Genomic DNA, 23330 nt, shown 5'->3' with positions numbered 1-23330 from the left:
GCATAGCCTCATCAATTCAATATTTCAAGTATTATTGAAATATTGAATTGTCCTGCCGTCACTCCGCCGTCAGGCTATCGCGCTCGGAATCGATAATGACGAGATATCTGCCGGCATAAAGGCTCGACACATGGTCCTGCTCCAGCACCCATAGCCTGTCGCCGGCGGCCAGCAGCGCATTGTAGTCGGCATCGAGAATGCCATAGTGATCGAGAAACCGGTTCAGGCTCGCGGGGATACGGATGCAGCCCTTGGAAGCCGGGTGGCCCAGACGCTGAGCCAGCCGATCCGGATCGGTCGCGTGCATTTGCAGTCGCATTGCGCTGGTGCCGCCCTCTCCCCAGCCACGTTCGCCGTCGACCCAGCCGAAATCGAAGACACGCATGCCGCGCACGCCGTAACCTCGAATGCCGTTTTCGTTGAAAGTCCCCTCGGCGCGAAAATCCATATTGTCCGGGGTGTGACGAAACACCCCCAGCGGCGTCAGGAAATGATCGTAAGTTCCAGGCAAGCCGGTGGATACGGGGGACGCGCCGATCAGTTCCCACGCCGCATCCGGCCCTCCACGGTAAAACACAAAAATCGCCTGTATCTTGGGGGCACGGTCGACCATCACGACATATTCGCCCGCAAGATCATGCAAACCGGCACGATCCAGCGCGTGCTGCAGAAACGTCCCATACGCGGCCCGGGTCGCAGGCGGCACTGCCAGACGACGCCTGACTTCGTGCGTGTAGGCTTGTGCCAGCGCATCGGGCGTTTGGGCGAATGTCGGTGCGGGCGCAAGGGCCAACACCAGCCACCAGAGTGCGGCAAGTTTTACGAAGTGGTTGTTCGAAATTTTCATGGGTCAGGAAGAAAGCAGCCCTGGCTCACTTCGCTCCAGTTGCAGAGCAAGCAAGACAGCGGCTCGCCAGGGACCGCGCCATATCTATATTGATTCTAGGATGGATGATTCGATCCCGCCGGTGGTTGACGTAGATCACCACCGCGCCGGCTCAATCGAATGGTGCATCCGCACTCGCATAACACGCCCACGTACCGGCATTGCCGAAATCCCGCCAACCCTTGTCCGAAATCAATCATCGGCCGTCGCGGACAGCATAGCCTGACCCGGCAACGAGTGGCTCGCCGATCGATGCCCTCGCCCCTGGAGGCTCGCCATGCATACGCCCACCACGCCTTTTGTCGCAGTGCGCGAGTACGCGCGCCGGCTTGACGATCGCGATGAAGACTACGATGAATTACTGGATATGACCCGCAATCGACAATTCGTTCTGCTGGGCGAGGCCACGCACGGCACTCAGGATTTTTACCGGATGCGCGCAGCGATCACCCGTCGCCTGATTGTCGAAGGCGGATTCGATGCGCTGGCCATCGAGGGGGACTGGCCCGACACATGGCGTGTCAACCGCTTCGTGCAAGGCGACGGCAACGACGACGCCACCACGGCGCTGGGCGATTTCGAGCGCTTCCCGACGTGGATGTGGCGCAATCGCGAAATGCGCGACTTCATCACTTGGCTGCGCGCGTACAACACGGAAAAATCAGCCGAGCAGCGCGTTGGTGTCTATGGGCTCGATCTGTACAGCATGTACCGCTCCGCCGACGCGGTGATCCGCTACCTGGAACAGGTCGATCCGGAGCAGGCAGCCGTTGCGCGCCAGCGCTATGCCGCGCTGGACCATGTTCGCGAACCACAAGCTTATGGCTACGCTGCGGCATTCGGCGCGCGCCCCGATGCCAGCAAGGAAGTCGTCGCGCAATTGACGCAATTGCGCACCGAGACATTCGCCGCTTTGCCGCACCAGGATCTTGCCGCCTTCGATGCACACTTCTTCGCCGAGCGCAACGCCGAAGTCGTCGTGCATGCGGAAAACTACTATCGCGCGATGTTCGGCCGGCGGGTCAATACCTGGAATTTGCGCGACGCCCATATGTGCCGCACCCTGGCGGCGCTGGCGCACTATCGCGCGCAGCGCGGCGGGCATGGACGGGTCGTCGTGTGGGCCCACAATTCTCACCTGGGCGATGCACGCGCCACGGAAGCTCGCCGGCAAGGCGAATGGAACCTCGGGCAACTCATGCGCGAGGCGGTCGGCACAAACGTTTTGCTGGTCGGTTTCAGCACGTATACCGGCCACGTGACGGCCGCATCCGAGTGGGACGGCCAGACCGAGCACAAATGGGTGCGGCCCGCATTGCACGACAGCTATGAATATCTGTTTCACAGCACGCATCTCGATCGCTTCTTTCTCCCGCTGGCCGCGGAGCCGGCCGAACGATTGCGCGAGCCGATGCTGGAGCGCGCCATCGGCGTGATCTATCTGCCGCAAAGCGAGCGGCAAAGCCACTATTTCGAAGCGTCGCTGGCCGATCAGTTCGATGCCGTCTTTCATCTCGACGAGACCAGCGCCGTGGAGCCGCTTGAGATCTCGCACCAGTGGCGCAAGCGCGAGGAGCCGATGGCAACGCCATGAACCTAGGGGACACCGAAACCCGGCTCCTGGCTGCGGTCGAAACGCTCGCCGGAGAACTGCAAGGCAGCCCGCTGGCGCCGGGTTCAGTCACGCTGGACACCCACTTCGAGCGGGACCTCGGACTCGACAGCCTGTCGCGCGCCGAGTTGATGAGCCGGGTCGAGCAGGCGTGCCAGGTCCATTTGCCGATCGAAACCTTCGCCGCCGCCATGACGCCGGCGGATCTGCTGCGCGCCATCGCGACCGGCGCGACGCAGGCCGCGCAGGCGCCCACCGGCGCTCAACCCCTGCTCGTGCCCGCCGGCGAAATTGACGCGCCCCGGGATGCCCGCACGCTGGTCGACGTGTTGCGCTGGCATGCCGAGCGGCATCCGACACGCACGCACATCGTCCTGGTGGAGGACGGGATGACTGCCACCGCATACACCTACGAAACACTCCATCGGCACGCCATGCGCATCGCGTTTGGCTTGCGCGGCGTTGGCATCGGCCCGGGCGACACGGTGGCACTTATGTTGCCCACCAGCTTCGAGTATTTCATTTCCTTCATGGGCATCATGTTGTGCGGCGCCATCGCCGTGCCGATCTATCCGCCAACGCGGCCATCGCAACTCGAAGAGCACGTGCGGCGCCACACTGCACTGCTCGCCAATGCCGGCGTCAAGGCGCTGATTGCCTCGCCGGAGGTGGTTGGCGTGGCGCGGCTGTTGCGCCTTAACGTACCGACGATTCGACATGTATTGACACCCGCGGCCATCGCGAGCGACGCAGGCGGCGTACTCGTCACGCCCCGCGCCGAAGACACCGCATTTTTGCAATACACCTCAGGCAGCACCGGAGACCCCAAGGGGGTCGTGCTGACTCACGCCAATCTGCTGGCCAATATTCGCGGCATGGGGCAGCGCGTCGATATCGCCGTGACCGACGTCCTCGTGAGCTGGTTACCGCTATATCACGACATGGGACTGATTGGCGCCTGGTTTGCCCCGATGTATTACGGCTTGCCACTCGTGGTGACCTCACCCATGACATTTCTTGCGCGCCCGGCAAGTTGGCTGCGACTGATTGATCAGTACCGCGGCACCATGACCACCGCACCCAACTTCGCCTATGAGCGCTGCGCGCGACGCCTCAAGGACGACGAGTTGCGCGATCTGGATTTGTCTTCGCTGCGTTTTGCGGTTTGCGGCGCCGAACCGGTGAGCCCCGACACCATGCGCGCGTTCGCCGCGCGCTTCAAGCCGTGCGGATTCGACGAACACGCGCTGACCGCCGTCTACGGTCTGGCCGAGAACTCAGTGTGCCTGACCTTTCCGCTGCCCAGGCGCGGGTTGCGCATCGATCGCGTCCAGCGGCAAGCGCTTGCGCTCACGCAGCAGGCGCGTCCGGCTCGACCCGATGAGGCCGCCATCGAAATCGTCGGCTGCGGCCACGCGCTGCCCGGCAGCGAGTTGCGCGTGGTCGGCGAACGAGGGCACGTGCTGCCCGAGCGCCATATCGGGCGCATCGAATTTCGCGGCGCCTCGGCTACCTCGGGCTACTACCGCAATCCCGCACAAACGGCGCGCCTGTTTCGGCAGGGATGGCTCGATACCGGCGATCTCGGCTATCTGGCCGAAGGCGAATTGTTCATTACGGGGCGAATCAAGGACATGATCATTCGCGGCGGACGCCACTTCTTTCCGTACGAGCTCGAGGAGGCCATCGCGCGCGTGCCGGGCGTGCTGCCGCATGGCGTTGCCGTATGTGGCGACATCGATGCCGCCAGCGGTACGGAGCGCATGGTGATTCTGGCGGAGACCGCCGAAGTCGAACCGTCCAGGCGCGCGCAGATCGTCGCACGGATCAACGACGCCACGCTCAGGCTGCTCGACGCGCCGGCCGAACAGGTATCGCTCGTTCCCCCGCACAGCGTGCTGAAAACGTCCAGCGGCAAGATTCGTCACGCGGCGACTTTCGAGCTATTTCGCCGCAGCGGCGGCCAGTTGAAGGTGCACTCGCGCTGGCGACAGATGGCGAGTCTCGCGCGCGCCAGCCTCGCGCCCTCGTTGCGGCGTGGCTGGCAGGCGTTCACGCATTCGCTGTATGGCATTTACTGCTGGATGGTTCTGATCCTGCTCGCGCTGCCGGTATGGTGCGTGGTGGTCTCGCGATCCAACACGCGCCGCAACTGGCGCCTCGCCGGGCACGCCTGCCGCGTTTTTCTGCGCATGGTCGGCATACGTCTCGAGACCGCCTTCAGCACACAAACGAACTCGACCAAACCGCCGATCATGGTAGCCAACCATACGAGTTATCTCGATGGTTTGATACTGCTCGCGGCATTGCCGGAGTCCGTCAATTTTGTGGCAAAACGCGAACTTGCCCAGCAGCGGATCGCGGGCCCGTTCCTGCGTGGCATCGGCACCCGCTTTGTCGAGCGGGAGGACTATCAGGGCAGCCTCCAGGCCCAGGCGCTGCTGAGCACGCAAGCGCGCCAGGGCGACACGCTGTTCTTTTTCCCGGAAGGCACGTTTGGTAGAGCCGCGGGGCTGCGCACCTTCCGGCTCGGCGCATTCCGGGTCGCCTGTGCCACGCAGCGCCCAATCGTGCCGATTGCACTTGCCGGCGTGCGATCGATACTGCCCGACGGCGACTGGCTGCCCCATCGCGGGCGCGCAGCGCTGACCCAACTGGCGCCGATCATGCCCGACGGCGACGATTTCGCCGCCGCGCTGCGGCTGCGCGACGCGGCACATCGCGCCATCCTGGCCAGTTGCGGCGAGCCGCCGATGTCGGGCTATGGGACTCGCGTTTATTGAATTTTCCGGGTGAATTCCAAGGGCTTCTGCAAGCGCGCGACGCATTACCAACGCACGGGCGGGGCCGCATCGACGAGGATGAATCGGAATACTTATTGCCTGGTGTACTCCAGGCTGCGGGGGATGGTGGTGGCGGTTGCAGAGAGTGCGACGGTCGAAAGCAAAACCAATTTCGTTCGGGCCGCACCAGTTAGGACATGCGTCGTCGGTGAAACCACACCCATTTATAAGGGACGACGCACAATGCTCTGGCAAACGAAAATTTCGACACCCCAAGGCAAGCTCGTCGCCCTGATCACCCAGACTCAACTTATCCTGCGATCCGATTCATCGTCGGCGGCGGCCTATCGATCGCGTGCGAGTTGCACGTCTTCATCTGCCGTTATTACCGCCATTCAAGCGCCGGGCATTGGGCGATCCGGCATGTCGACAAAGGTATGGCCATCGCCAGGGCGCTACCTGTCTGGCTGACCAACGGCAGCCGCCGATAGCTGTCGCAACGCATTTCCTTCTACATCAACACGTTACGACAGTTTCTCGATAGCTGGCGATAGTCCTCGAAGGACGTCAAATCACTCCCACTCGATTGTCGCCGGCGGCTTGCCCGAGATGTCGTACACGACACGGTTGATACCGCGTACCTCGTTGATGATGCGGTTCGACACCTTGCCGAGCAGCTCGTGCGGCAGATGGGCCCAGTGCGCGGTCATGAAGTCCTGGGTCTGCACGGCACGCAGCGCGACGACGTATTCGTAGGTACGGCCGTCGCCCATGACGCCGACGCTCTTGACCGGCAGGAACACCGCGAAGGCCTGGCTGGTGAGGTCGTACCAGCTCTTCTGGCTGTTCTCTTCGAGCGTGCCGCGCAATTCCTCGATGAAAATCGCGTCGGCGCGACGCAGCAGGTCGGCGTAGTCGCGCTTGACTTCGCCGAGGATGCGCACGCCCAGCCCAGGGCCAGGGAACGGGTGGCGGTAGACCATGTCGGGCGGCAGGCCGAGCGCCACGCCGAGTTCGCGCACTTCGTCCTTGAACAGGTCACGCAGCGGCTCAAGCAGTTTCAGCCCGAGCGTTTCCGGCAGACCGCCAACGTTGTGGTGGCTCTTGATGGTGGTGGCCTTTTTGGTCTTGGCGCCGCCCGATTCGATGACGTCGGGGTAGATGGTGCCCTGCGCGAGCCATTTGGCCTTGCTGAGTTTTTTGGCTTCGGCCTGGAAGATTTCGACGAATTCGCGGCCAATGATCTTGCGCTTCTGTTCCGGATCGGTGACGCCGGCCAGGTGCCCCAGGAACTGCTCCGAGGCATCGACGTGGATCACCTTGGCGTGCAGTCGCCCGGCGAACATCTCCATGACCATCTTGGCTTCGTTCAGGCGCAGCAGGCCGTGATCGACAAACACGCACGTGAGTTGGTCGCCGATGGCGCGGTGGATCAGCGCCGCGGCGACGCTTGAATCGACGCCGCCGGACAGGCCGAGGATGACTTCCTCGTCACCGACCTGCTCGCGGATGCTACGCACCGCTTCTTCGATGTGATCGCGCATGATCCAGTCCGGCCTGGCTGCGGCGATATCGAGCACGAAGCGCTCCAGAATCTGCCGGCCCTTGATGGTGTGCGTGACCTCCGGATGGAACTGCACAGCGTAGTACTTGCGGGCTTCGTCGGCGATACCCGCGATCGGGCAATTGGGCGTCGAGGCCATCAATTTGAAACCCGGCGGCAACTGGGTAACTTTGTCGCCATGACTCATCCACACCTTGAGCATGCCGTGGCCTTCGGCGGTACGGAAGTCCTCGATGCCGTCGAACAGCGCCGTGTGGCCGTGCGCCCGAACTTCGGCATAGCCGAACTCGCGATGATTGCTGGCCTCGACCTGGCCGCCGAGTTGCACGGTCATGGCAAACATGCCGTAGCAGATGCCGAGCACAGGCACGCCGAGCTCCCAAACCGCCTGCGGTGCACGCAGATCCTGGGCTTCGTAGGTGCTGGCGTGACTGCCGGAGAGGATGATGGCCTTGGGCGCGAAATCGCGGATGAACTCGTCGGAAACGTCGTTCGGATGAATTTCGCAGTAGACGTGCGCCTCGCGAACTCGCCGGGCGATCAGTTGCGTGACTTGCGAGCCGAAGTCAAGGATAAGGATTTTGTCGTGCATCTTGGGAGGCGGATGGTTTGGATTCGGTAGCGGACATGCCCGGCGCGGCCACCGGCGGCACCGGGGCGGCATACGGTTCGGTGCGCTGATTGCCGAGCACACTGGCGGATTCCGCGGCTTTGTCGCTTTTGGCGCTTTGTGCTTTTTCCCGGACGTGCACGTTATGCGAGAGCTTGATCAGGAACAATGCGAAAACGATCAACACCACTGCAAGTGCCGGCAGGAACACCATGCCTGCCCCCTTGGGGTGCAGGCCGAGCGCAAGCACCCAGGCAAGAATGAACGCGCCGCTGATCCAGTTGACGTGGCCAGACACGCGGGCCACCGCAATGGTCAGTTGTCCGTTGATCGTGGCATGCCACTGCAGCCACGCGATGCCGGCGAGCAGCACGCCCAGCAGTTGGCCATATAGCGCGGGATCGGCCTGTGGAATCTGCAGCGATACGTAAAGCTGCTGCCACGGCGAGGCGAGGAACAGCACGCCAAGCGCGAGATTCAACACCGCATCGAGGAACAGGACAGTACGCAACACTGCTTTCATTGGGTGTTACTCCACGTGATAGTTGGGCGCTTCCTTCATGATCTGCACGTCGTGCACGTGCGATTCACGCATCCCGGCAGCGGTGATCTGGACGAATTGCGCGTTGCGGTGCAATTCGTCAATGGTCGCACAGCCGCAATAGCCCATCGAGGAGCGCACGCCGCCATTCAGCTGATGGATTATGGCCAGCACGCTGCCCTTATAGGCGACACGTCCCTCGATACCCTCGGGCACCAGTTTGTCGGCATTGTTGGCCGGATCCTGGAAATAGCGATCGGCGGCGCCGTCCTTCATCGCGCCGACCGAGCCCATGCCGCGGTAGCTCTTGTAGGACCGTCCCTGGTACAGGAAAACTTCGCCAGGCGCTTCTTCGGTGCCGGAGAACATGCTGCCCATCATGACGGTATGGGCGCCCGCGGCGAGTGCCTTGGCCACATCGCCCGAATAACGGATGCCGCCGTCAGCCACCAGCGGCACGCCGGTTTCTTTCAGCGCCTCCGCTACGTTGGCGATAGCGGTAATCTGGGGAACACCGACGCCTGCCACGATCCGGGTCGTGCAGATCGAGCCAGGGCCAATGCCGACCTTGACGGCGTCGGCACCGTGCTCGACCAGTGCGAGTGCGGCGTCGGCCGTGGCGATATTGCCGCCGATCACTTCGATTTGCGGGAAATGCTTCTTGACCCACTGCACCCGATCGAGCACGCCCTGGCTATGACCATGCGCGGTATCGACGACGATGACGTCAACCCCGGCGGCGACCAACAGTTCGACGCGCTCTTCGTTTTCAGGCCCCACCCCGACGGCAGCACCCACGCGCAGCTTGCCGTGCTCGTCCTTGCTGGCGTCGGGGTGTTCGGTCGCTTTCATGATGTCTTTGACCGTCACCAGGCCGCGCAACTCGAAGGCATCGTTGATGACCAGCACGCGCTCCAGCCGGTGGTGGTGCATCAACTGCTCGGCTTCCGCCAGCGGGCGGCCTTCCTTGATGGTGACGAGTTTTTCCTTGGGCGTCATGATGACGCGTACCGGCTCGTCGAGACGGCTCTCAAAGCGCAGGTCTCGGTTGGTGACGATGCCGATCAGCTGGGCACCCTCGACCACCGGGAATCCGGAGATGCCATGCTGGCGCGACAGCGCGATCACGTCCCGCACTTTCATGTGCGGCGGGATGGTGATCGGGTCACGCAGTACGCCCGACTCGAACCGCTTGACCCGCGAGACTTCGCGCGCCTGCTCGGCCGGCTTGAGATTCTTGTGAATGATGCCGATGCCACCCTCTTGCGCCAGAGCAATCGCCAGGCGGGCTTCGGTCACCGTGTCCATGGCGGCCGACAGCAACGGCATGTTCAATGTGATGTTGCGCGTGAGCTTGGTTCTAAGGCTGGTGTCGCGCGGGAGAACGGCGGAATACGCCGGGACGAGGAGCACGTCATCGAAGGTGAGTGCTTGTTGGATCAGACGCATGGCAAATCCTATAGGCGCAAAAGCGAATTATACAGAAATCGCCTTTTTTCGGCATCGCCCGTCGCGCGCATTTTCTCACCTTCTCACCACCCGGCACGTCTTGCAGGTTAGCGCAAAGGATCGCCGGACACCGCAAGAAGGCGATTTGTGGCCATGCTATTCTTGCGCCTCTTTCGCTCCCGGTGATACGGCCTGCACAGGCCCTTTCGACATCATGTGGCAAGGCATCGCTTTTGGTCTGGCGGCGGGCGCGCTGTGGGGTTCGGTCTTTCTCGCGCCACAGTTGCTGTCGGCCTTCTCCGCGCTCGAACTGAGTGCCGCGCGCTATTTGTTGTATGGCGTGATTTCACTTTGCCTGCTGGTGCCCCTATGGCCACGCCTGCGTCATAAGGTGACCCGCGCGGATTGGGTCGCGTTGTTCTGGCTCAGTCTGGCGGGCAATACGGTCTATTACCTGTTTCTCGTGGGCGCGGTGCAATGGGCAGGGATTGCGCCTGCCTCGCTGATCGTCGGCGTTCTGCCGGTCACGGTGACATTGATAGGTAGCCGAGATCACGGCGCTGTGCCGTTGCGCAAGCTGGCCTGGCCGTTGTTGCTGGTGGGGCTAGGCATATTGAGCGTGAATCTCGACGTCTTCATGCATGGGAGCTCGAGCACCCACGGCTGGGGTACCAAGCTGCTTGGTATCGTATGCGCGGTTGGCGCCTTGAGCTGCTGGACCTCGTACGCGGTGGGAAACGCTCGCTATCTGGCGCGTAACGGGCATTTCAGCAGCCACGAGTGGTCGGTGCTGACGGGGGTCGTGACGGGGCTGCAGGCATTGTTGCTGGCCGTACCCGCCTTTTTGCCGCCCCTGATGGGAATTCACCCAGCCATTGGCGGCGACTGGCGGCTTTTCTGGCTGGTATGCGCGACCGTGGCAATCGGCGCATCGACTATCGGCAATGCCTTTTGGCATGCGGCGAGCCGGCGGCTTCCATTGACGCTCTCGGGCCAGATGATCGTGTTCGAAACGTTTTTTGCCCTTTGCTATGGCTTTTTCTACGAGGCGCGCTGGCCTCGCGCGCTGGAGCTGATCGCAATCGTCTCGCTACTGGCCGGTGTCAGTTGGTCGGTGCGTCTGCACGCACCCGCGCGCAATGCCTGAATGCGCGACGCATCAGCGGCGACCCTGCCACTTGTTCCCTTCGCGCGAGCCTTCCGCCCGTTTTTTTGCCACCCGACGCTGGCGCGCCTCTTTGGGGTCGGCCTTCAGGGGCCGGTAGATTTCCACGCGGTCGCCAGCCTGGACCGGCGTATCGAGTGGCTTGAGTTGCCCAAAAATGCCGACGCGCTGCTGTTCGAGGTTGATCTCGGGATGCCGTTCAAGCACGCCACTGCAACGAATCGCCTGCTCGATGGTCGCCCCCGGCGGCACGTTCATCGCCAGCAGAGTCTGCGTATCGCGCTGGGCGTAACAGACCTGGATACGTATCGCTTCATCGGGCATAGACAACCTCAGCCCGCTTGACAAAAGAATCGACAAACGTATTGGCGATGTGGCTAAATACGGGGCCGATCACTTTTTCCAGCAGCAGGCTGGAAAACTCGTAGTGCAGACGGAACTCGATTTTGCAGGCGTTTTCGCGCAGCGGCGTGAAGCGCCAGGCGCCGGAGAATTTCTTAAACGGCCCGTCGACGAACTCCATGTCGATAGCGGTGGGCCGATCATGGCGATTACGCGTCGTGAATTGCTGATGCAAGCCCTTGAACGCTATTCGGATTGAAGCTTCCATCGAAGTTTCATCTTGATGACGAATTTCGACCCCGCCGCACCATGGAAGGAAGTTTGGATAATCGGCGACATTGGTTACCAGATCGAACATCTGCTCCGCCGAGTGCTGGATCAGCACAGTTTTGATGACTTCTGCCATTGCGTTCGCGATCGTGATTTGACAGTAGCCCGCGCGCCATCGCCAAGCCACACCGCCGAGACTGTTTGTTAAAATTGTAATTTTACCCGAGCCTAGCGCCACTTCACGTAAAGTCTTCCTCAATGAGCATAATCGACAACAAAAAGGCCTTCTTCGACTATTTCATCGAGGAACGCTATGAAGCCGGATTGGCGCTCGAGGGGTGGGAAGTCAAGGCGATTCGCGCCGGGCGCGGTCAGATCAAGGAAGGCTATGTGGTGATCCGTGACGGCGAGTTGTTCCTGATCGGCGCGCACATCAGTCCGTTGCCCACTGCCTCCACGCACATCCATCCGGATCCGACACGCACCCGCAAGCTGCTGTTGCACTCCGAGGAAATCAGGCGCCTGATCGGCAAGGTCGAGCAACGCGGCTATACGCTGGTGCCGCTCAACTTTCACTACAGCAAGGGCTTGGTCAAATGCGAAATCGGCCTGGCCAAGGGCAAGAAGCTGCACGACAAGCGCGAGACCGAGAAGAAGCGGGACTGGGAGCGCGAGAAGGCACGACTGATGCGCAACCCGCGCTGATCCAGTCGCTCCACCAGGCAGTCCGGCGGCAATTGGACCGATTGCCGCGCCAACGACTAGCCTTTGGCGGGGTCAGCTGGAGCCGACTCACTGCCTCGAACGATCTTGAGCGCTGCTGCGACCATGCCGCTGATGTCACTCAGATTGCCGGGCACAATCAGGGTATTGCCTGTCTTGGCCAAATTGCCGAACGCGCCGACGTACTGTTCAGCCACTTTAAGATTGACTGCGTCCATGCCGCCCTGGGTCTGAATCGCATAGGCAATTTTTTGAATCGCCTGGGCATTGGCTTCGGCCACCGCCAGGATTGCCGAGGCCTCGCCTTGAGCGCGGTTGATAAAAGCCTGCCGCTCCCCTTCCGATTTTTGAATGGCCGCTTCGCGCGCGCCATTTGCCAGATTGATCTGCTCCTGACGCTTACCCTCGGAGGATGCGATCAATGCACGCTTTTCGCGCTCGGCGGTGATCTGTGCCTGCATCGCATGCAGGATTTCCTTGGGCGGGGTCAAATCCTTGATTTCATAGCGCAGCACCTTGACGCCCCAGTTCGCCGCGGCTTCGTCCAGCGAATCCACGACGCTTTGATTGATATGCGTGCGTTCCTCGAAGGTCTTGTCCAGTTCCATTTTGCCAATGACGCTGCGCAAGGTGGTTTGCGATAGTTGCGTGATCGCCGAGACGAAATTGCTGGAGCCGTACGAGGCTTTCATTGCGTCGGTGACCTGGAAATACAGCACCCCGTCAACCTGCAGTTGCGTATTGTCCTTGGTGATGCACACTTGACTTGGCACATCGAGCGGAATTTCCTTCAGGACATGCTTGTAGGCAACACGATCGATAAACGGCACAACGATCGACAAACCCGGCGTCAAGGTGGTGTGATACCGCCCGAGCCGCTCGACGACCCAGGCGTGTTGTTGCGGCACGATCTTGACCGATCGGACGACAATCAGAACTGCGATCACAAAAATGATCAGCGCAACGCTGTTGATATCGAACATCTTGCCCCCTGGCGATGGAGGCCGGCAGTTGCCGGCAATTGAATGAGTGTCGCGTCGCTGGCCCGTCGCGCCGCGATCAAGTCTTGTGCTGACCGACTGCGGCGACGATCAGGCGACTGCCCCGCACCTCGCGTATCTCGAACCAGCCGGTTGCTGCTACCTGCCCTGGGGCTAGTTCAACGTCCCAATCTGCGCCTCGGTAAGAGACCCGCGCCCGACCGTCGGCCTGCCACGCCTCGACCCGCAGGCGCTGGCCGATATCGAGATTGACATTCGGGTCACGCGCCGCTTCGAGTTTGCGGCGCCGCCCGAAGCGGCTGCGCCGGAGCAGCGCGACAGCTGTGGCAGCGATCACCGCAGTCAGCACGACCTGCACCGGATGGCTCATGCCGACAATGGCGGCCAGCCCGCCAGCCACGAAGCCGATCGCGATCATCAGCAGATAAAACGTGCCGGTCATCAACTCGGCGACGACCGCCAAGCCGGCCAGTCCGAACCAGAACAGCATCATGTCCACCACATCGCTCCCCGGCAACGATGCCAATAAAAAACCCCGGCAACATCTACCGGGGTTTATAACATGGAATGGCGCGCAACTGACGGCGCGGCACCTCGCCGCGCCGTTTTTCGGCCTTTGCTTACAGCTTGAGCTTGGCCAGATGCTGCCACGTGTCGATCACCGTGTCAGGGTTGAGCGACATCGACGCAATGCCCTCCCTTGCCAACCATTCGGCCAGATCCGGATGATCGGACGGCCCCTGCCCGCAGATACCGACGTATTTGCCGTTGGCCAGACACGCCTTGATGGCGCGACTCAGCATGAAAAGCACCGCCGGGTCGCGCTCGTCGAAATCCTTGGCGAGCAGTTCCATGCCGGAATCGCGATCCAGCCCAAGCGTCAGTTGGGTCAGATCGTTCGAGCCAATCGAGAAGCCGTCGAAGAATGCGAGGAATTCCTCAGCCAGGATGGCATTGGACGGCACCTCGCACATCATGATCAGGCGCAAGCCGTTTTCACCACGCTTGAGACCGTGCCTGGCCAGCAGGTTGACGACCTGTTCGGCTTGCGTGAGGGTCCGCACGAACGGCACCATGATCTCGACGTTGGTCAGTCCCATCTCTTCGCGCACGCGCTTGAGCGCCAGGCACTCCATTTCGAAGGCGAGCGCAAAATCCTCGGCAATGTAGCGCGAGGCGCCACGGAAGCCCAGCATCGGGTTTTCCTCGTCCGGCTCGTAACGCGAACCGCCGATCAGTTTCTTGTATTCGTTCGACTTGAAATCGGACAAACGCACGATGACTGATTTCGGGTAGAAGGCAGCGGCAATGGTGGCAATGCCCTCGGCCAGCTTGTCGACATAGAAGGCGCGCGGCGACGCATGCCCGCGCGCGACCGACTCGACTGCTTTTTTCAAATCGGCATCGACGTTCGGATACTCGAGAATCGCCTTCGGGTGTACGCCGATGTTGTTGTTGATGATGAATTCGAGGCGCGCCAGCCCAACCCCCTGATTGGGCAGTTGGGCAAAATCGAACGCCAGTTGGGGGTTGCCCACATTCATCATGAGCTTGATGGGGATGTTGGGCATCTCGCCGCGCTGGATTTCAGTGACTTCGGTCTCCAGCAATCCGTCGTAGATCTTGCCCTCGTCGCCTTCCGCACAAGACACGGTGACCAGCGAGCCGTCCTTCAGCCGTTCGGTCGCATCACCGCAGCCGACCACCGCAGGCACGCCGAGTTCGCGCGCGATGATTGCCGCGTGGCAGGTGCGGCCGCCACGGTTGGTGACGATCGCCGAGGCGCGCTTCATCACGGGCTCCCAGTTCGGATCGGTCATGTCGGCGACCAGGACGTCACCCGGTTGCACGCGCTCCATTTCGGAGGCATCGCGAACGACACGGACCGGACCCGCACCGATTTTCTGGCCAATCGCGCGTCCGGTGGTCAGCACCGGTGCGGCGCCCTTGAGCTTGAATCTTTGCTCGACGGTGCCGGCGGCCTGGCTCTTGACGGTTTCGGGTCGAGCCTGGAGGATGTAAATTTTACCGTCCTTGCCGTCCTTGCCCCACTCGATATCCATCGGGCGGCCGTAGTGCTTCTCGATGATGACGGCGTACTTGGCAAGCTCCACCGTGTCGCTGTCGCTGATGGCGTAGCGGTTGCGCATTTCGAGCGGTACGTCGACGGTCTTGACGCGACCAGCCTCGCCCGCCTGGGTGAACTCCATCTTGATCAGTTTCGAGCCGATCGTGCGCCGAATGATGGGATACTTGCCTTGCTGCAGCGTCGGCTTGAAAACGTAGAATTCGTCGGGATTGACGGCGCCCTGCACCACCGTTTCACCCAGCCCGTAGCTGGCGGTGATGAAGACGACATCCTTGAAGCCGGATTCCGTGTCGATCGTGAACATCACGCCGGCCGCGCCGCAGTCGGAGCGCACCATGCGCTGCACGCCCGCCGACAACGCCACTTCGGCATGCTCGAAGCCCTTGTGCACACGGTAGGAGATTGCCCGATCGTTGTAGAGCGAGGCAAACACGTGCTTGATGCGATCGAGCACATCATCGATGCCGACCACGTTCAAGTAGCTTTCCTGCTGCCCGGCGAACGACGCATCGGGCAAATCTTCAGCAGTGGCGGAGGATCGCACCGCGAATGACATCTCACTCGAAGAATCGCCTGCAAGCTTTTGAAAATGCGTGCGAATTTCTTCCTCAAGCTTCGGTTGAAGCGGTGCCTCGACGATCCATTGCCGAATTTCGGCGCCGGCCTGGGCCAGCGCCTTGACGTTATCGATGTCGAGCCCGGCAAGACGTTGCGCGATGCGCTCGGTCAAGTTGTTATGCGCCAGGAAATCACGGAAGGCGTGCGCCGTGGTGGCAAAGCCGCCCGGCACCCGCACACCTGCTTCGGCAAGCTGGCTGATCATCTCGCCGAGCGACGCGTTTTTGCCGCCCACCGAGTCGACATCCGTCATTCGCAAATGCTCAAACGGCACCACGTAGGCGCCGTCGTGTGCTGCGTTAGTCATAAAAGCCCCTAAAGTGAGAAAAAATTCTGAGCTGCATGTCTGGGCTTTACAGTGCGACACACAACCTGTTGGATAAGGAATCGACTGGCGCCGAAAAGTCCGGCGGCGCCGCGCCGGTTCGGCGTCTGAGGCAATTGCTTATCCAACAGGCGGGTAGCTCCCTCTCTTTGCAGAGAAGGAGCCCCCTAAGAACCGTACGTGCGACTTTCACCGCATACGGCTCCAATCTACATTAATAGTTTCCTATTCAAAGTCCCGTCTTACTTGACCGGAACCGGCTTAGTTACCGCAATTTTACCAGCATGCACCTGTCGGTGGCAGTTAGGGTGCAGCAGCACTCGGTTCGATAGCGCATTGGTACCGCCATGCATCTTGTACACCAAATGATGGTCGTGCCAGCCATTATCAAACTCGAGTGCTTCACCGCAGAGTGCACAGTTGCCCTGCTGCGATGAGTACAGGCTGAACCACTGTCTCAGATAGCTTCTGGATTTCTCCATACGCTTCTGTCGCAGCTCTTCGCCATACTGCTCCATACTCGGATCAAAGGGACTAAAGTCCCCTTTGACCTTCTTGTGCCGCTGAATCACCGTACCGCTGATCTGGTACAGCTCGAGCAGCCCCTTACTACCATCTTTCCGGACTGCGGGGGTGGCAAACACCCAATTTCGTTTACCTACTGTGTGAAAGTATTTCTTTTTCACCCAATCGGTGTTCTTGTTGGAGTGTCGCCTCTTCGCCCACCGCCAGAGCCTCTGAAATATCAGATGCTCCATGCGGCTGTATGCCTGCTTGGCCACCACGGGACTGTGATATTGCGCCCAGCCCCGTAGCATCGGGTTCAGCAGTCGAATCAGTTTCTCCTGCTTCACCGTCATATTGTTGCCGATCGTTTCCGCCACCTTGCGATAGAACGCTTGCGTGTTCTTCTTGCTCGGTTTGATGAGCAGCGTTCCCGAGTACTTCCGGAAATTCCACCCCAGGAAATCAAAGCCTTCGCCAATGTGAACAATCCGCGTTTTCTCCTCAGATAGTTGCAGTCCCCGTACTGCCAGGAAAGCTTCCACCCAAGGTCGGACCTCATTTTCCAGCACCTCCTTCGAGACGCCGGTGATCACGAAGTCATCCGCGTACCGCACCACATTCACTTTCAGCTTCCTGGCTTTCCCCTTGCCCAGTTTCGCACCAAGGTGCGCCACCAGTTCCGATTCCAGCCCGTTCAGCGCAATATTTGCCAGCGTTGGGGAAATGATGCCCCCCTGCGGCGTACCGGCTTCTGTTGCCTGATACCGACCTTGATACAGCAGACCGGATTTCAGCCACTTCCGAAGAATTACCTTGTCCATTGGGACATGGTTCTCCAGCCAGTCATGGCTGATATGGTCGAAGCATCCCTTGATGTCCGCTTCCAGTACCCACTTGGCCGAAACCTTCGCGGATAAGGAAACAAACAGCTGGGACATGGCATCGGCCGTCGAGCGATTTCTCCTAAACCCATACGAGTTCGGGTCGCTCGTGGACTCTGCCACCGGCTCGAGGGCCAGCAGATACAGGGCCTGCATCGCCCTGTCTCGCATGGTCGGAATGCCCAGAGGACGCTTCTTTCCATTGGCCTTCGGGATATAAACCCGCCGTAATGGCATAGGTCGATACCCACGCTGCTCCAACCTGCCGACTGCTGCCAGTCGATTCTCAGGCGTTTCCCACAGTTCGCGATCGACTCCCGCCGTTCGCGCGCCAGTATTTTGCGTAACACGTCGTACCGCATACAGCTTCGCGGACAACGTGCGGGTCAGCATCCGTTGCAGGGCTTTCACCTTGCGCCATTTGCCTTCCCGCGTCGCCTTCGCAATTCGAATCTGCATTCCCTTCACGGTCCGTTCAACCCGGCGCCAATCAATAGCGTGCCAGTCGTCCGGCCCATGGGAGGGCGCAGATCCATCCTTTCGGATTGATACTTTCATGCTGCTCTCCTCATCTGGAAGAAATCCCCAGACGGGAGGCGCATCTTCCCCCTGCGGGGAGCGATAACGCCCCCCGCGGGGAATATTTCAAAGGCGGCACGAACACGTCCGTACCGCCACCAGTTTTCTAAAGGTCAGTCAGACCGTCTTACGACGGTAGACCAGACGGAAGTGGGCTCGCTTTCGCGTGGGGTAATGTCTCAACCCCTATCCGGCCGATTACAGGCCAGCCTTCGCTTTTTCCGTCATCCCATACCCGCACCGCCATCAGTGCCCCTCGCGGAACACCTTGCTGGTCGACTTCGACCAGCGACGATACGGGCTTACCACGTTCCCGGCATGTCACACGACTGAGGCAGGTCCTGCCTTTTCCCCGACGGTCTGATGACGACGTAACCCAAGCAACCAGTGGGTCAACCGACCGCATGCCATTTTGGCTAGAGCCCGATACCGCAAGCAGCTTTGGCTCTTCAATAGTGACGAGGTTTATCAGCAGTTCACTTTACGTTGACCATTTCAGCCAGCCTTGCTCCTTTACCCCCTTGCTGCTAGGAGTATCCGCACCGACCCTTCACAGGATCGACACGCCCGAAACTTCCGGGGGATACGTTGTCGGAAGAGCTTCACACCCTGCCGTTACCAGCAACGCATGTCTTCCTAGGCTACTGCTAGTCGTATAGCAGGTTCACTACACCCACCCAAGCCTCGGATGGGGTCGAACAATGACACACCGAGCTTCGCTCGTTTCCTTTTCACAATCCGGAGCTCGAAGGCTCGAAAGCACAACCATTACCCCCGCCTTGTCGGCGGAAATGATGCCGCCGACTGCGGTACCTGACGGTAATCAGGTAGTTGCGGTGCGAGGACTGTTGGTGAAACCGCCCAACAGTCTCTACACCGGCAAAGCCAGGCCGTGACGACCCGACTTTGCTGTTTCCTCTGACCCTAAGGACAAGCCTTGTTCAGATAAATCGTTTTATAATCTACCGCCCGCCTCACGGTTGGGGCTTCCTCTATTACGGACGAGGTCCGATCCGGACACGAGCACGTGTCGCACAGTTGCCGCTATTCTACCGTGCGAAGCTGCATTTTGCGATGCAAAAAACCGAACCGCCCCTCGCTTGGCCGCCCCCCATATGAACTCCTCCGACCTGCCTGCCGTGACCGATCGCCCGCCCCGCCCCGTCTTTTTGGTATCGGACGGCACCGGCATTACGGCTGAAACCTTTGCGCATTCCATTCTCACGCAGTTCGAAATGCGCTTTCGCCTGATCCGGTTGCCTTTTGTGGACTCGGTCGACAAGGCATACGAGGCGGCCAGCCGAATCAATGAGGTGGAGCGCGTCGAAGGGGTTCGCCCGATCGTATTCACCACGCTGGTCAACAGCAAAGCCAATGCGATCGTGACGCGCACGCGGGGCCTGGTGCTCGACATGTTCCAGAAATTCATCGAACCGCTGGAACACGAGCTGGAGCTGAAGTCGACGCATGCGATCGGACGTTTTCACCAGAATGCGGATAGCGACGCCTATAAGAATCGTATCGAGGCGATCAATTTTTCGCTGGCTCATGATGACGGGCAGTCCGACAAGAATCTCGAGAGCGCCGATGTCATTCTGGTGGGTGTGTCGCGCAGCGGCAAAACACCGACCAGCCTCTATCTGGCACTGCAATATGGCGTCAAGGCGGCAAATTATCCGCTGATCCCTGACGATTTCGAGCGCGGTCGCCTGCCATCGGCGCTGAGCCACTTCAAGCACAAGCTGTTCGGTTTGTCGATCAACCCGACGCGGCTCTCCGAAATTCGCAATGAACGTCGGCCGGGCAGCAAGTATGCGTCGCTCGAGAACTGCCGCTATGAAGTGAACGAGGCTGAAGCCATGATGCGGCGCGAGGGCATCAAATGGCTGTCGTCCACGCACAAGTCGATCGAGGAAATCGCCACGACGATCCTGCAAGAAGTACGTCTGGAGCGCGACGGCTATTGATGAGCCTGCGTGCGGCCGCCTCCTATGGCCGGCTGCGCTGGCGAACCGCCTCGAACAGGCACACGGCGGCGCTGGCCGCCACGTTGAGCGACTCCATGCCGCCGGGTTGCGGAATTTTGACTGGATGGGTCACTACGCTCATCCAAGGTTCCGAGACCCCCGCGCCCTCGTTACCGAAAATCCACGCTACCGGTTGCGTCAGATCCTGTTGGTAGATGGTCTGGTCGGCGTGGGAGGTAGTTGCCAGAATTTGCCCCGAGAGCCGCGGAGCCAGTCCTTCGAATGTGCAGTGCTCCACGATATTGAGCAGGAAGTGCGCCCCCATGCCGGCCCGCAATACTTTGGCCGACCAGCAAAAGGCTGTCCCCGCGGTGCAATAGACGTCCGGAATACCGGCGGCAGCCGCACTGCGCAGAATTGAGCCGACATTACCGGCGTCCTGTACGGCGTCGAGAATCACGCAGTCCGTGGATTGATGCTCCGGTAACCGCCCCGTTGGCACCGTTACCACGAAAAGCAGATCGATACCGTTGACGACGGTGCTCAGGCCGTGAAAGAGCGCCTCGGGCAGGCAGATCAGACGCTCGCTGTCGACCCGCGCGAGCACGTCCTGCACGCCGGCGCTGTCCAGCGCCGACTCCGACACCACGCAGTGCAGCGGCTGACCGCAGGCATCCAGATAGGCATCGGCCAGATGGATGCCCTCGAGCAGCGCATTGCCGGCCCGGCGCCGCTGCTGGCTGGAGTGCGCGAGCTGCTTCAGGTGCTTGAAAAACGCATTGTCCTTGGAGGTGATGTGCTTCATGCCGGGTCCTTAAGCGCTGGTCGCCGCCAATACGTCACGCACCGGGGCAAAGGATCGCCGATGATGAGGGGTCGCACCGAATTCACGCAACGCGGCCAAATGCTGCGGCGTCGGATAGCCACTATGGACATCGAAGCCATACTGCGGGTAGCTTGCGTGCAGCGTGCAAAGCATCCGGTCACGCGATACCTTGGCCAGAATCGACGCGGCGGAAATCGCGGCGACCTTGTCATCGCCCTTGACGATTGCCTCGGCGCGCATCGGCAGGGTCGGACAGCGATTACCGTCGATCAGGGCCAACGTCGGCTGTGGCTGCAATCCAGCGATCGCACGCTGCATCGCCAGCATGGTTGCATGCAGAATGTTCAGGCGATCGATTTCCTCGACGTCGGCAAGCGCGATATGCCATGCCAACGCCCTTTCCTGGATTTGCTCGTAAAGCACTTCGCGCCGCTTTGCCGTAAGCTTTTTGGAATCGGCCAACCCGCCGATTGGCCGGGCCGGATCAAGAATGACCGCGGCGGCCACCACCGGGCCGGCAAGCGGGCCGCGCCCAGCCTCGTCGACGCCGCACGCCAGATCGTCGGGGGCGTCGAACGCAAGGGCGATTTGCGAGGCGTTGTGCCGGCGGTTCATCCTGCGCTCCGGCCGGCCGGCAGCATTCCGACAATCACGTCGGCCGCGCGCGCGGCGGCATCCCGTTTGAGCGTGACGTGCATTTCGGTAAACAAATCAGCCAGGGTGCGTCGATTGTCATCGTCGTTCAACTGCGAGAGCGTCGCCTCGGCGAGCGCCTCCGGCGTAGCGGCCTCCTGCAGCAGTTCGGGCACGACGAAGCGACCGGCGAGCACATTCGGTAAGCCGACGTAGGGCAAATACCCCATGCGCTTCATCAGTTGCGCTGTCAGCCAAGGGACCTTGTAGGAAATGACCATCGGCTTTTTGTATAAGGCGGCTTCCAGCGTTGCCGTTCCGCTGGCCAGCAATACCGCATCAGCGGCTTCGAGGGCATCGTGGGAGGCTCCCCGGGTCACTGTCAGCGCCAGTTCGGGATAGGCGGCGAGCAGCGGCCGCAACTGCTCGCGCAGCGTCTCGGAGGCAGCCGGCAGCACGAACCGCAAACCAGGCTGACGCGTCTGCATCAATGCCATCGCGGCAAGGAAGACCGGTGTCAGCAATGCAATTTCGGCACGCCGACTGCCGGGCAAGACCGCGACGATCTGGCCCTCTTCAGAGAGGCCGAGACGCCGGCGTGCAGCAGCCGGATCGGGGCACATGGGAATGACGTCTGCCAACGGGTGCCCGACGAACGTCGCGGCAACGCCGGCGCGATGATAGATTTCCGGCTCGAATGGAAACAGACACAGCATGTGGTCGACCGCGCCCCGGATCTTTTTTATCTTGCCTCCGCGCCATGCCCAAATCGACGGGCTGACGAAATGCGCAACCGGCACGCCGGCCGCGCGTAGCGCTTCCTCGACAGAAAAATTGAAATCAGGCGCATCGATGCCGATGAAGATATCCGGCGGCGTGGCGAGCAAGGTGCGCCGCAGATCACGGCGAATCGCCAGGATATCCCGCAAATTGTGCAGTACCTCGACGTAGCCGCGTACGGCCAGCTTGTCGATCGGCCAATTTGCGTGAAAACCGGCGGCGCTCATCTTGGGGCCGCCAATGCCGAAATAGGTGGTATCGATCGGCAGTCGCGCCGACAAGGACGACAGCAATGCGCCGCCCAGCAGGTCACCGGAGGGCTCTCCGGCGGCCATTGCCAGGCGCAGTCCTCCCGATGGCATAGTCATCGCGTGGCCCTCAGACCTCAGCGAATGATGCCGCGTGTGGCCGTATTCAGGAAATCGAGCCAACAGCGCAGCGCGTCGGCCACGGCCCCCGTCTCAGCGGCCGCCAACGCGGAAATCTGCAACTTGGCTTCCTCGAGTGTCAAACCGCTCTTGTAGACCAGTTTGTATGCGTTGCGCAGCGCGGCAATGGTCTCGGCGGAAAATCCTCTCCTCCGCAGACCTTCGACGTTGACGCCGTGCGGTACCGCCTTGTCGCCGGCGGCAATCACGAAGGGAGGGATGTCCTGCACGAGTGCAGAGGCGCCACCGAGCATCGCGTGCGCGCCGATGCGCACGAATTGGTGCACCCCCGCCATGCCGCCGAGAATGGCCCAGTCACCGACATGCACGTGCCCAGCAATCTGGGCGTTGCTGGAGAACACCGTATTGTTGCCGACCTGGCAATCGTGCGCGATATGCACGTAGGCCATGATCCAGTTATCGTTGCCGATACGGGTGACTCCCGCATCCTGCGCGGTGCCCGTGTGAATCGTGGTGAATTCGCGGATTGTGTTGCGATCACCGATCTCCAGCCGAGTCGGCTCACCCCGATATTTCATATCCTGCGGCATGCCGCCGACCGAGGCGAAATGGCCGATGCGGTTGTCCTTGCCAAGCGTCGTATGCCCTTCGACCACGCTGTGAGAACCGATTTGAGTACCGCTGCCCAACGTGACATCGGGGCCAATGACCGCATAAGGGCCGATCGACACGTCGTCTGCCAGTGTCGCTTTCGGGTCGACAATCGCGGTGGAGTGGATATTCGCCATCT

Annotated in this window: 20 protein-coding genes; 6 read left to right on the top strand and 14 right to left on the bottom strand. The window is 60.9% G+C overall.

The features are described from left to right. Positions 1-58: 58 nt before the first annotated feature. Entirely contained in the window at positions 59-847 is a 789-nt protein-coding gene (locus tag EPN80_RS20020; RefSeq protein WP_366469215.1) for a hypothetical protein, read from the bottom strand. A gap of 316 nt (positions 848-1163) precedes the next feature. Between EPN80_RS20020 and EPN80_RS20015 the strand changes: the two genes are divergently transcribed. The 3 genes from EPN80_RS20015 (at position 1164) to EPN80_RS21150 (ending at position 5752) form a co-directional block, all read left to right on the top strand. After that, positions 1164-2480, top strand: a complete 1317-nt coding sequence (locus EPN80_RS20015) for an erythromycin esterase family protein (RefSeq protein ID WP_293031583.1) — start codon at positions 1164-1166, stop codon at positions 2478-2480. Beyond that, positions 2477-5281, top strand: a complete 2805-nt coding sequence (locus tag EPN80_RS20010) for an AMP-binding protein (RefSeq protein ID WP_293031580.1) — start codon at positions 2477-2479, stop codon at positions 5279-5281. The genes EPN80_RS20015 and EPN80_RS20010 overlap by 4 nt, the downstream gene beginning before the upstream one ends. Positions 5282-5359: 78 nt before the next feature. Then, entirely contained in the window at positions 5360-5752 is a 393-nt protein-coding gene (locus tag EPN80_RS21150) for an ESPR-type extended signal peptide-containing protein (RefSeq protein ID WP_366469212.1), read from the top strand. A gap of 101 nt (positions 5753-5853) precedes the next feature. Here EPN80_RS21150 and guaA read toward each other — a convergent pair whose 3' ends face one another. From guaA to guaB, 3 genes are read right to left on the bottom strand one after another with little or no spacing between them, the layout of a single operon-like run. Beyond that, positions 5854-7437, bottom strand: a complete 1584-nt coding sequence (gene guaA / locus EPN80_RS20005; protein WP_293031577.1) for a glutamine-hydrolyzing GMP synthase — start codon at positions 7435-7437, stop codon at positions 5854-5856. Further along, positions 7412-7978 carry a hypothetical protein gene (locus EPN80_RS20000; RefSeq protein WP_293031574.1) on the bottom strand — a complete coding sequence of 189 codons (567 nt, stop codon included), beginning with the start codon at positions 7976-7978 and terminating at the stop codon, positions 7412-7414. Before EPN80_RS20000 ends, guaA begins: the two co-directional genes overlap by 26 nt. Before the next feature lie 6 nt (positions 7979-7984). Continuing rightward, on the bottom strand, positions 7985-9445 hold the full coding sequence (guaB, locus tag EPN80_RS19995; RefSeq protein ID WP_293031570.1) for an IMP dehydrogenase: 1461 nt from the start codon (positions 9443-9445) through the stop codon (positions 7985-7987). Between the two features lie 214 nt (positions 9446-9659). Here guaB and EPN80_RS19990 point away from each other — a divergent pair, with 214 nt between their 5' ends. Beyond that, entirely contained in the window at positions 9660-10592 is a 933-nt protein-coding gene (locus EPN80_RS19990; RefSeq protein ID WP_293031567.1) for a DMT family transporter, read from the top strand. Between the two features lie 12 nt (positions 10593-10604). On the opposite strand, the gene EPN80_RS19985 is transcribed toward EPN80_RS19990, so the two are convergent. Further along, positions 10605-10934: an RnfH family protein gene (locus EPN80_RS19985; RefSeq protein WP_293031565.1), complete on the bottom strand. Its 330-nt coding sequence runs from the start codon at positions 10932-10934 to the stop codon at positions 10605-10607. After that, entirely contained in the window at positions 10924-11358 is a 435-nt protein-coding gene (locus tag EPN80_RS19980; protein WP_293031562.1) for a type II toxin-antitoxin system RatA family toxin, read from the bottom strand. Before EPN80_RS19980 ends, EPN80_RS19985 begins: the two co-directional genes overlap by 11 nt. A 122-nt stretch (positions 11359-11480) precedes the next feature. Between EPN80_RS19980 and smpB the strand changes: the two genes are divergently transcribed. Continuing rightward, positions 11481-11927, top strand: a complete 447-nt coding sequence (gene smpB / locus EPN80_RS19975; RefSeq protein ID WP_293031558.1) for an SsrA-binding protein SmpB — start codon at positions 11481-11483, stop codon at positions 11925-11927. Positions 11928-11983: 56 nt separating this feature from the next. On the opposite strand, the gene EPN80_RS19970 is transcribed toward smpB, so the two are convergent. The 4 genes from EPN80_RS19970 to ltrA all read right to left on the bottom strand — a co-directional run bounded on the left by EPN80_RS19970 (position 11984) and on the right by ltrA (position 17924). Further along, on the bottom strand, positions 11984-12928 hold the full coding sequence (locus EPN80_RS19970) for an SPFH domain-containing protein (protein ID WP_293031555.1): 945 nt from the start codon (positions 12926-12928) through the stop codon (positions 11984-11986). Positions 12929-13004: 76 nt separating this feature from the next. Further along, the gene (locus tag EPN80_RS19965; protein ID WP_293031632.1) at positions 13005-13439 is read right to left on the bottom strand and encodes an NfeD family protein; all 435 of its coding nucleotides are present in this window, start codon (positions 13437-13439) and stop codon (positions 13005-13007) included. A gap of 127 nt (positions 13440-13566) precedes the next feature. Next, a complete protein-coding gene (gene ppsA / locus EPN80_RS19960) occupies positions 13567-15960 on the bottom strand; it encodes a phosphoenolpyruvate synthase (RefSeq protein WP_293031552.1) in 2394 nt (797 codons plus the stop codon). A 260-nt stretch (positions 15961-16220) separates the two neighbouring features. Further along, entirely contained in the window at positions 16221-17924 is a 1704-nt protein-coding gene (ltrA, locus tag EPN80_RS19955) for a group II intron reverse transcriptase/maturase (RefSeq protein WP_293031550.1), read from the bottom strand. A gap of 1136 nt (positions 17925-19060) precedes the next feature. Here ltrA and EPN80_RS19950 point away from each other — a divergent pair. Beyond that, positions 19061-19912, top strand: coding sequence for a pyruvate, water dikinase regulatory protein (locus EPN80_RS19950; RefSeq protein WP_293031548.1), 852 nt, complete (start codon positions 19061-19063; stop codon positions 19910-19912). A gap of 22 nt (positions 19913-19934) precedes the next feature. Here the strand turns inward: EPN80_RS19950 and EPN80_RS19945 are convergent, their stop codons facing one another. The 4 genes from EPN80_RS19945 to lpxA are packed head-to-tail and all read right to left on the bottom strand — an operon-like array spanning position 19935 to position 23328. Then, on the bottom strand, positions 19935-20717 hold the full coding sequence (locus EPN80_RS19945) for an RNA methyltransferase (protein WP_293031545.1): 783 nt from the start codon (positions 20715-20717) through the stop codon (positions 19935-19937). Positions 20718-20726: 9 nt separating this feature from the next. Continuing rightward, positions 20727-21353: a ribonuclease HII gene (rnhB, locus tag EPN80_RS19940; protein ID WP_293031542.1), complete on the bottom strand. Its 627-nt coding sequence runs from the start codon at positions 21351-21353 to the stop codon at positions 20727-20729. After that, the gene (gene lpxB / locus EPN80_RS19935; RefSeq protein ID WP_293031539.1) at positions 21350-22519 is read right to left on the bottom strand and encodes a lipid-A-disaccharide synthase; all 1170 of its coding nucleotides are present in this window, start codon (positions 22517-22519) and stop codon (positions 21350-21352) included. The genes rnhB and lpxB overlap by 4 nt, the downstream gene beginning before the upstream one ends. A 17-nt stretch (positions 22520-22536) precedes the next feature. Continuing rightward, positions 22537-23328, bottom strand: coding sequence for an acyl-ACP--UDP-N-acetylglucosamine O-acyltransferase (gene lpxA, locus EPN80_RS19930; protein ID WP_293031536.1), 792 nt, complete (start codon positions 23326-23328; stop codon positions 22537-22539). Between the last annotated feature and the right edge of the window lie 2 nt (positions 23329-23330).

This window comes from Pandoraea sp., assembly GCF_004297875.1.
Classification (GTDB): domain Bacteria; phylum Pseudomonadota; class Gammaproteobacteria; order Burkholderiales; family Burkholderiaceae; genus Pandoraea.
Note: the sequence above shows the minus strand (reverse complement) of the source record. Positions and strands in the feature narration are given on the sequence as shown.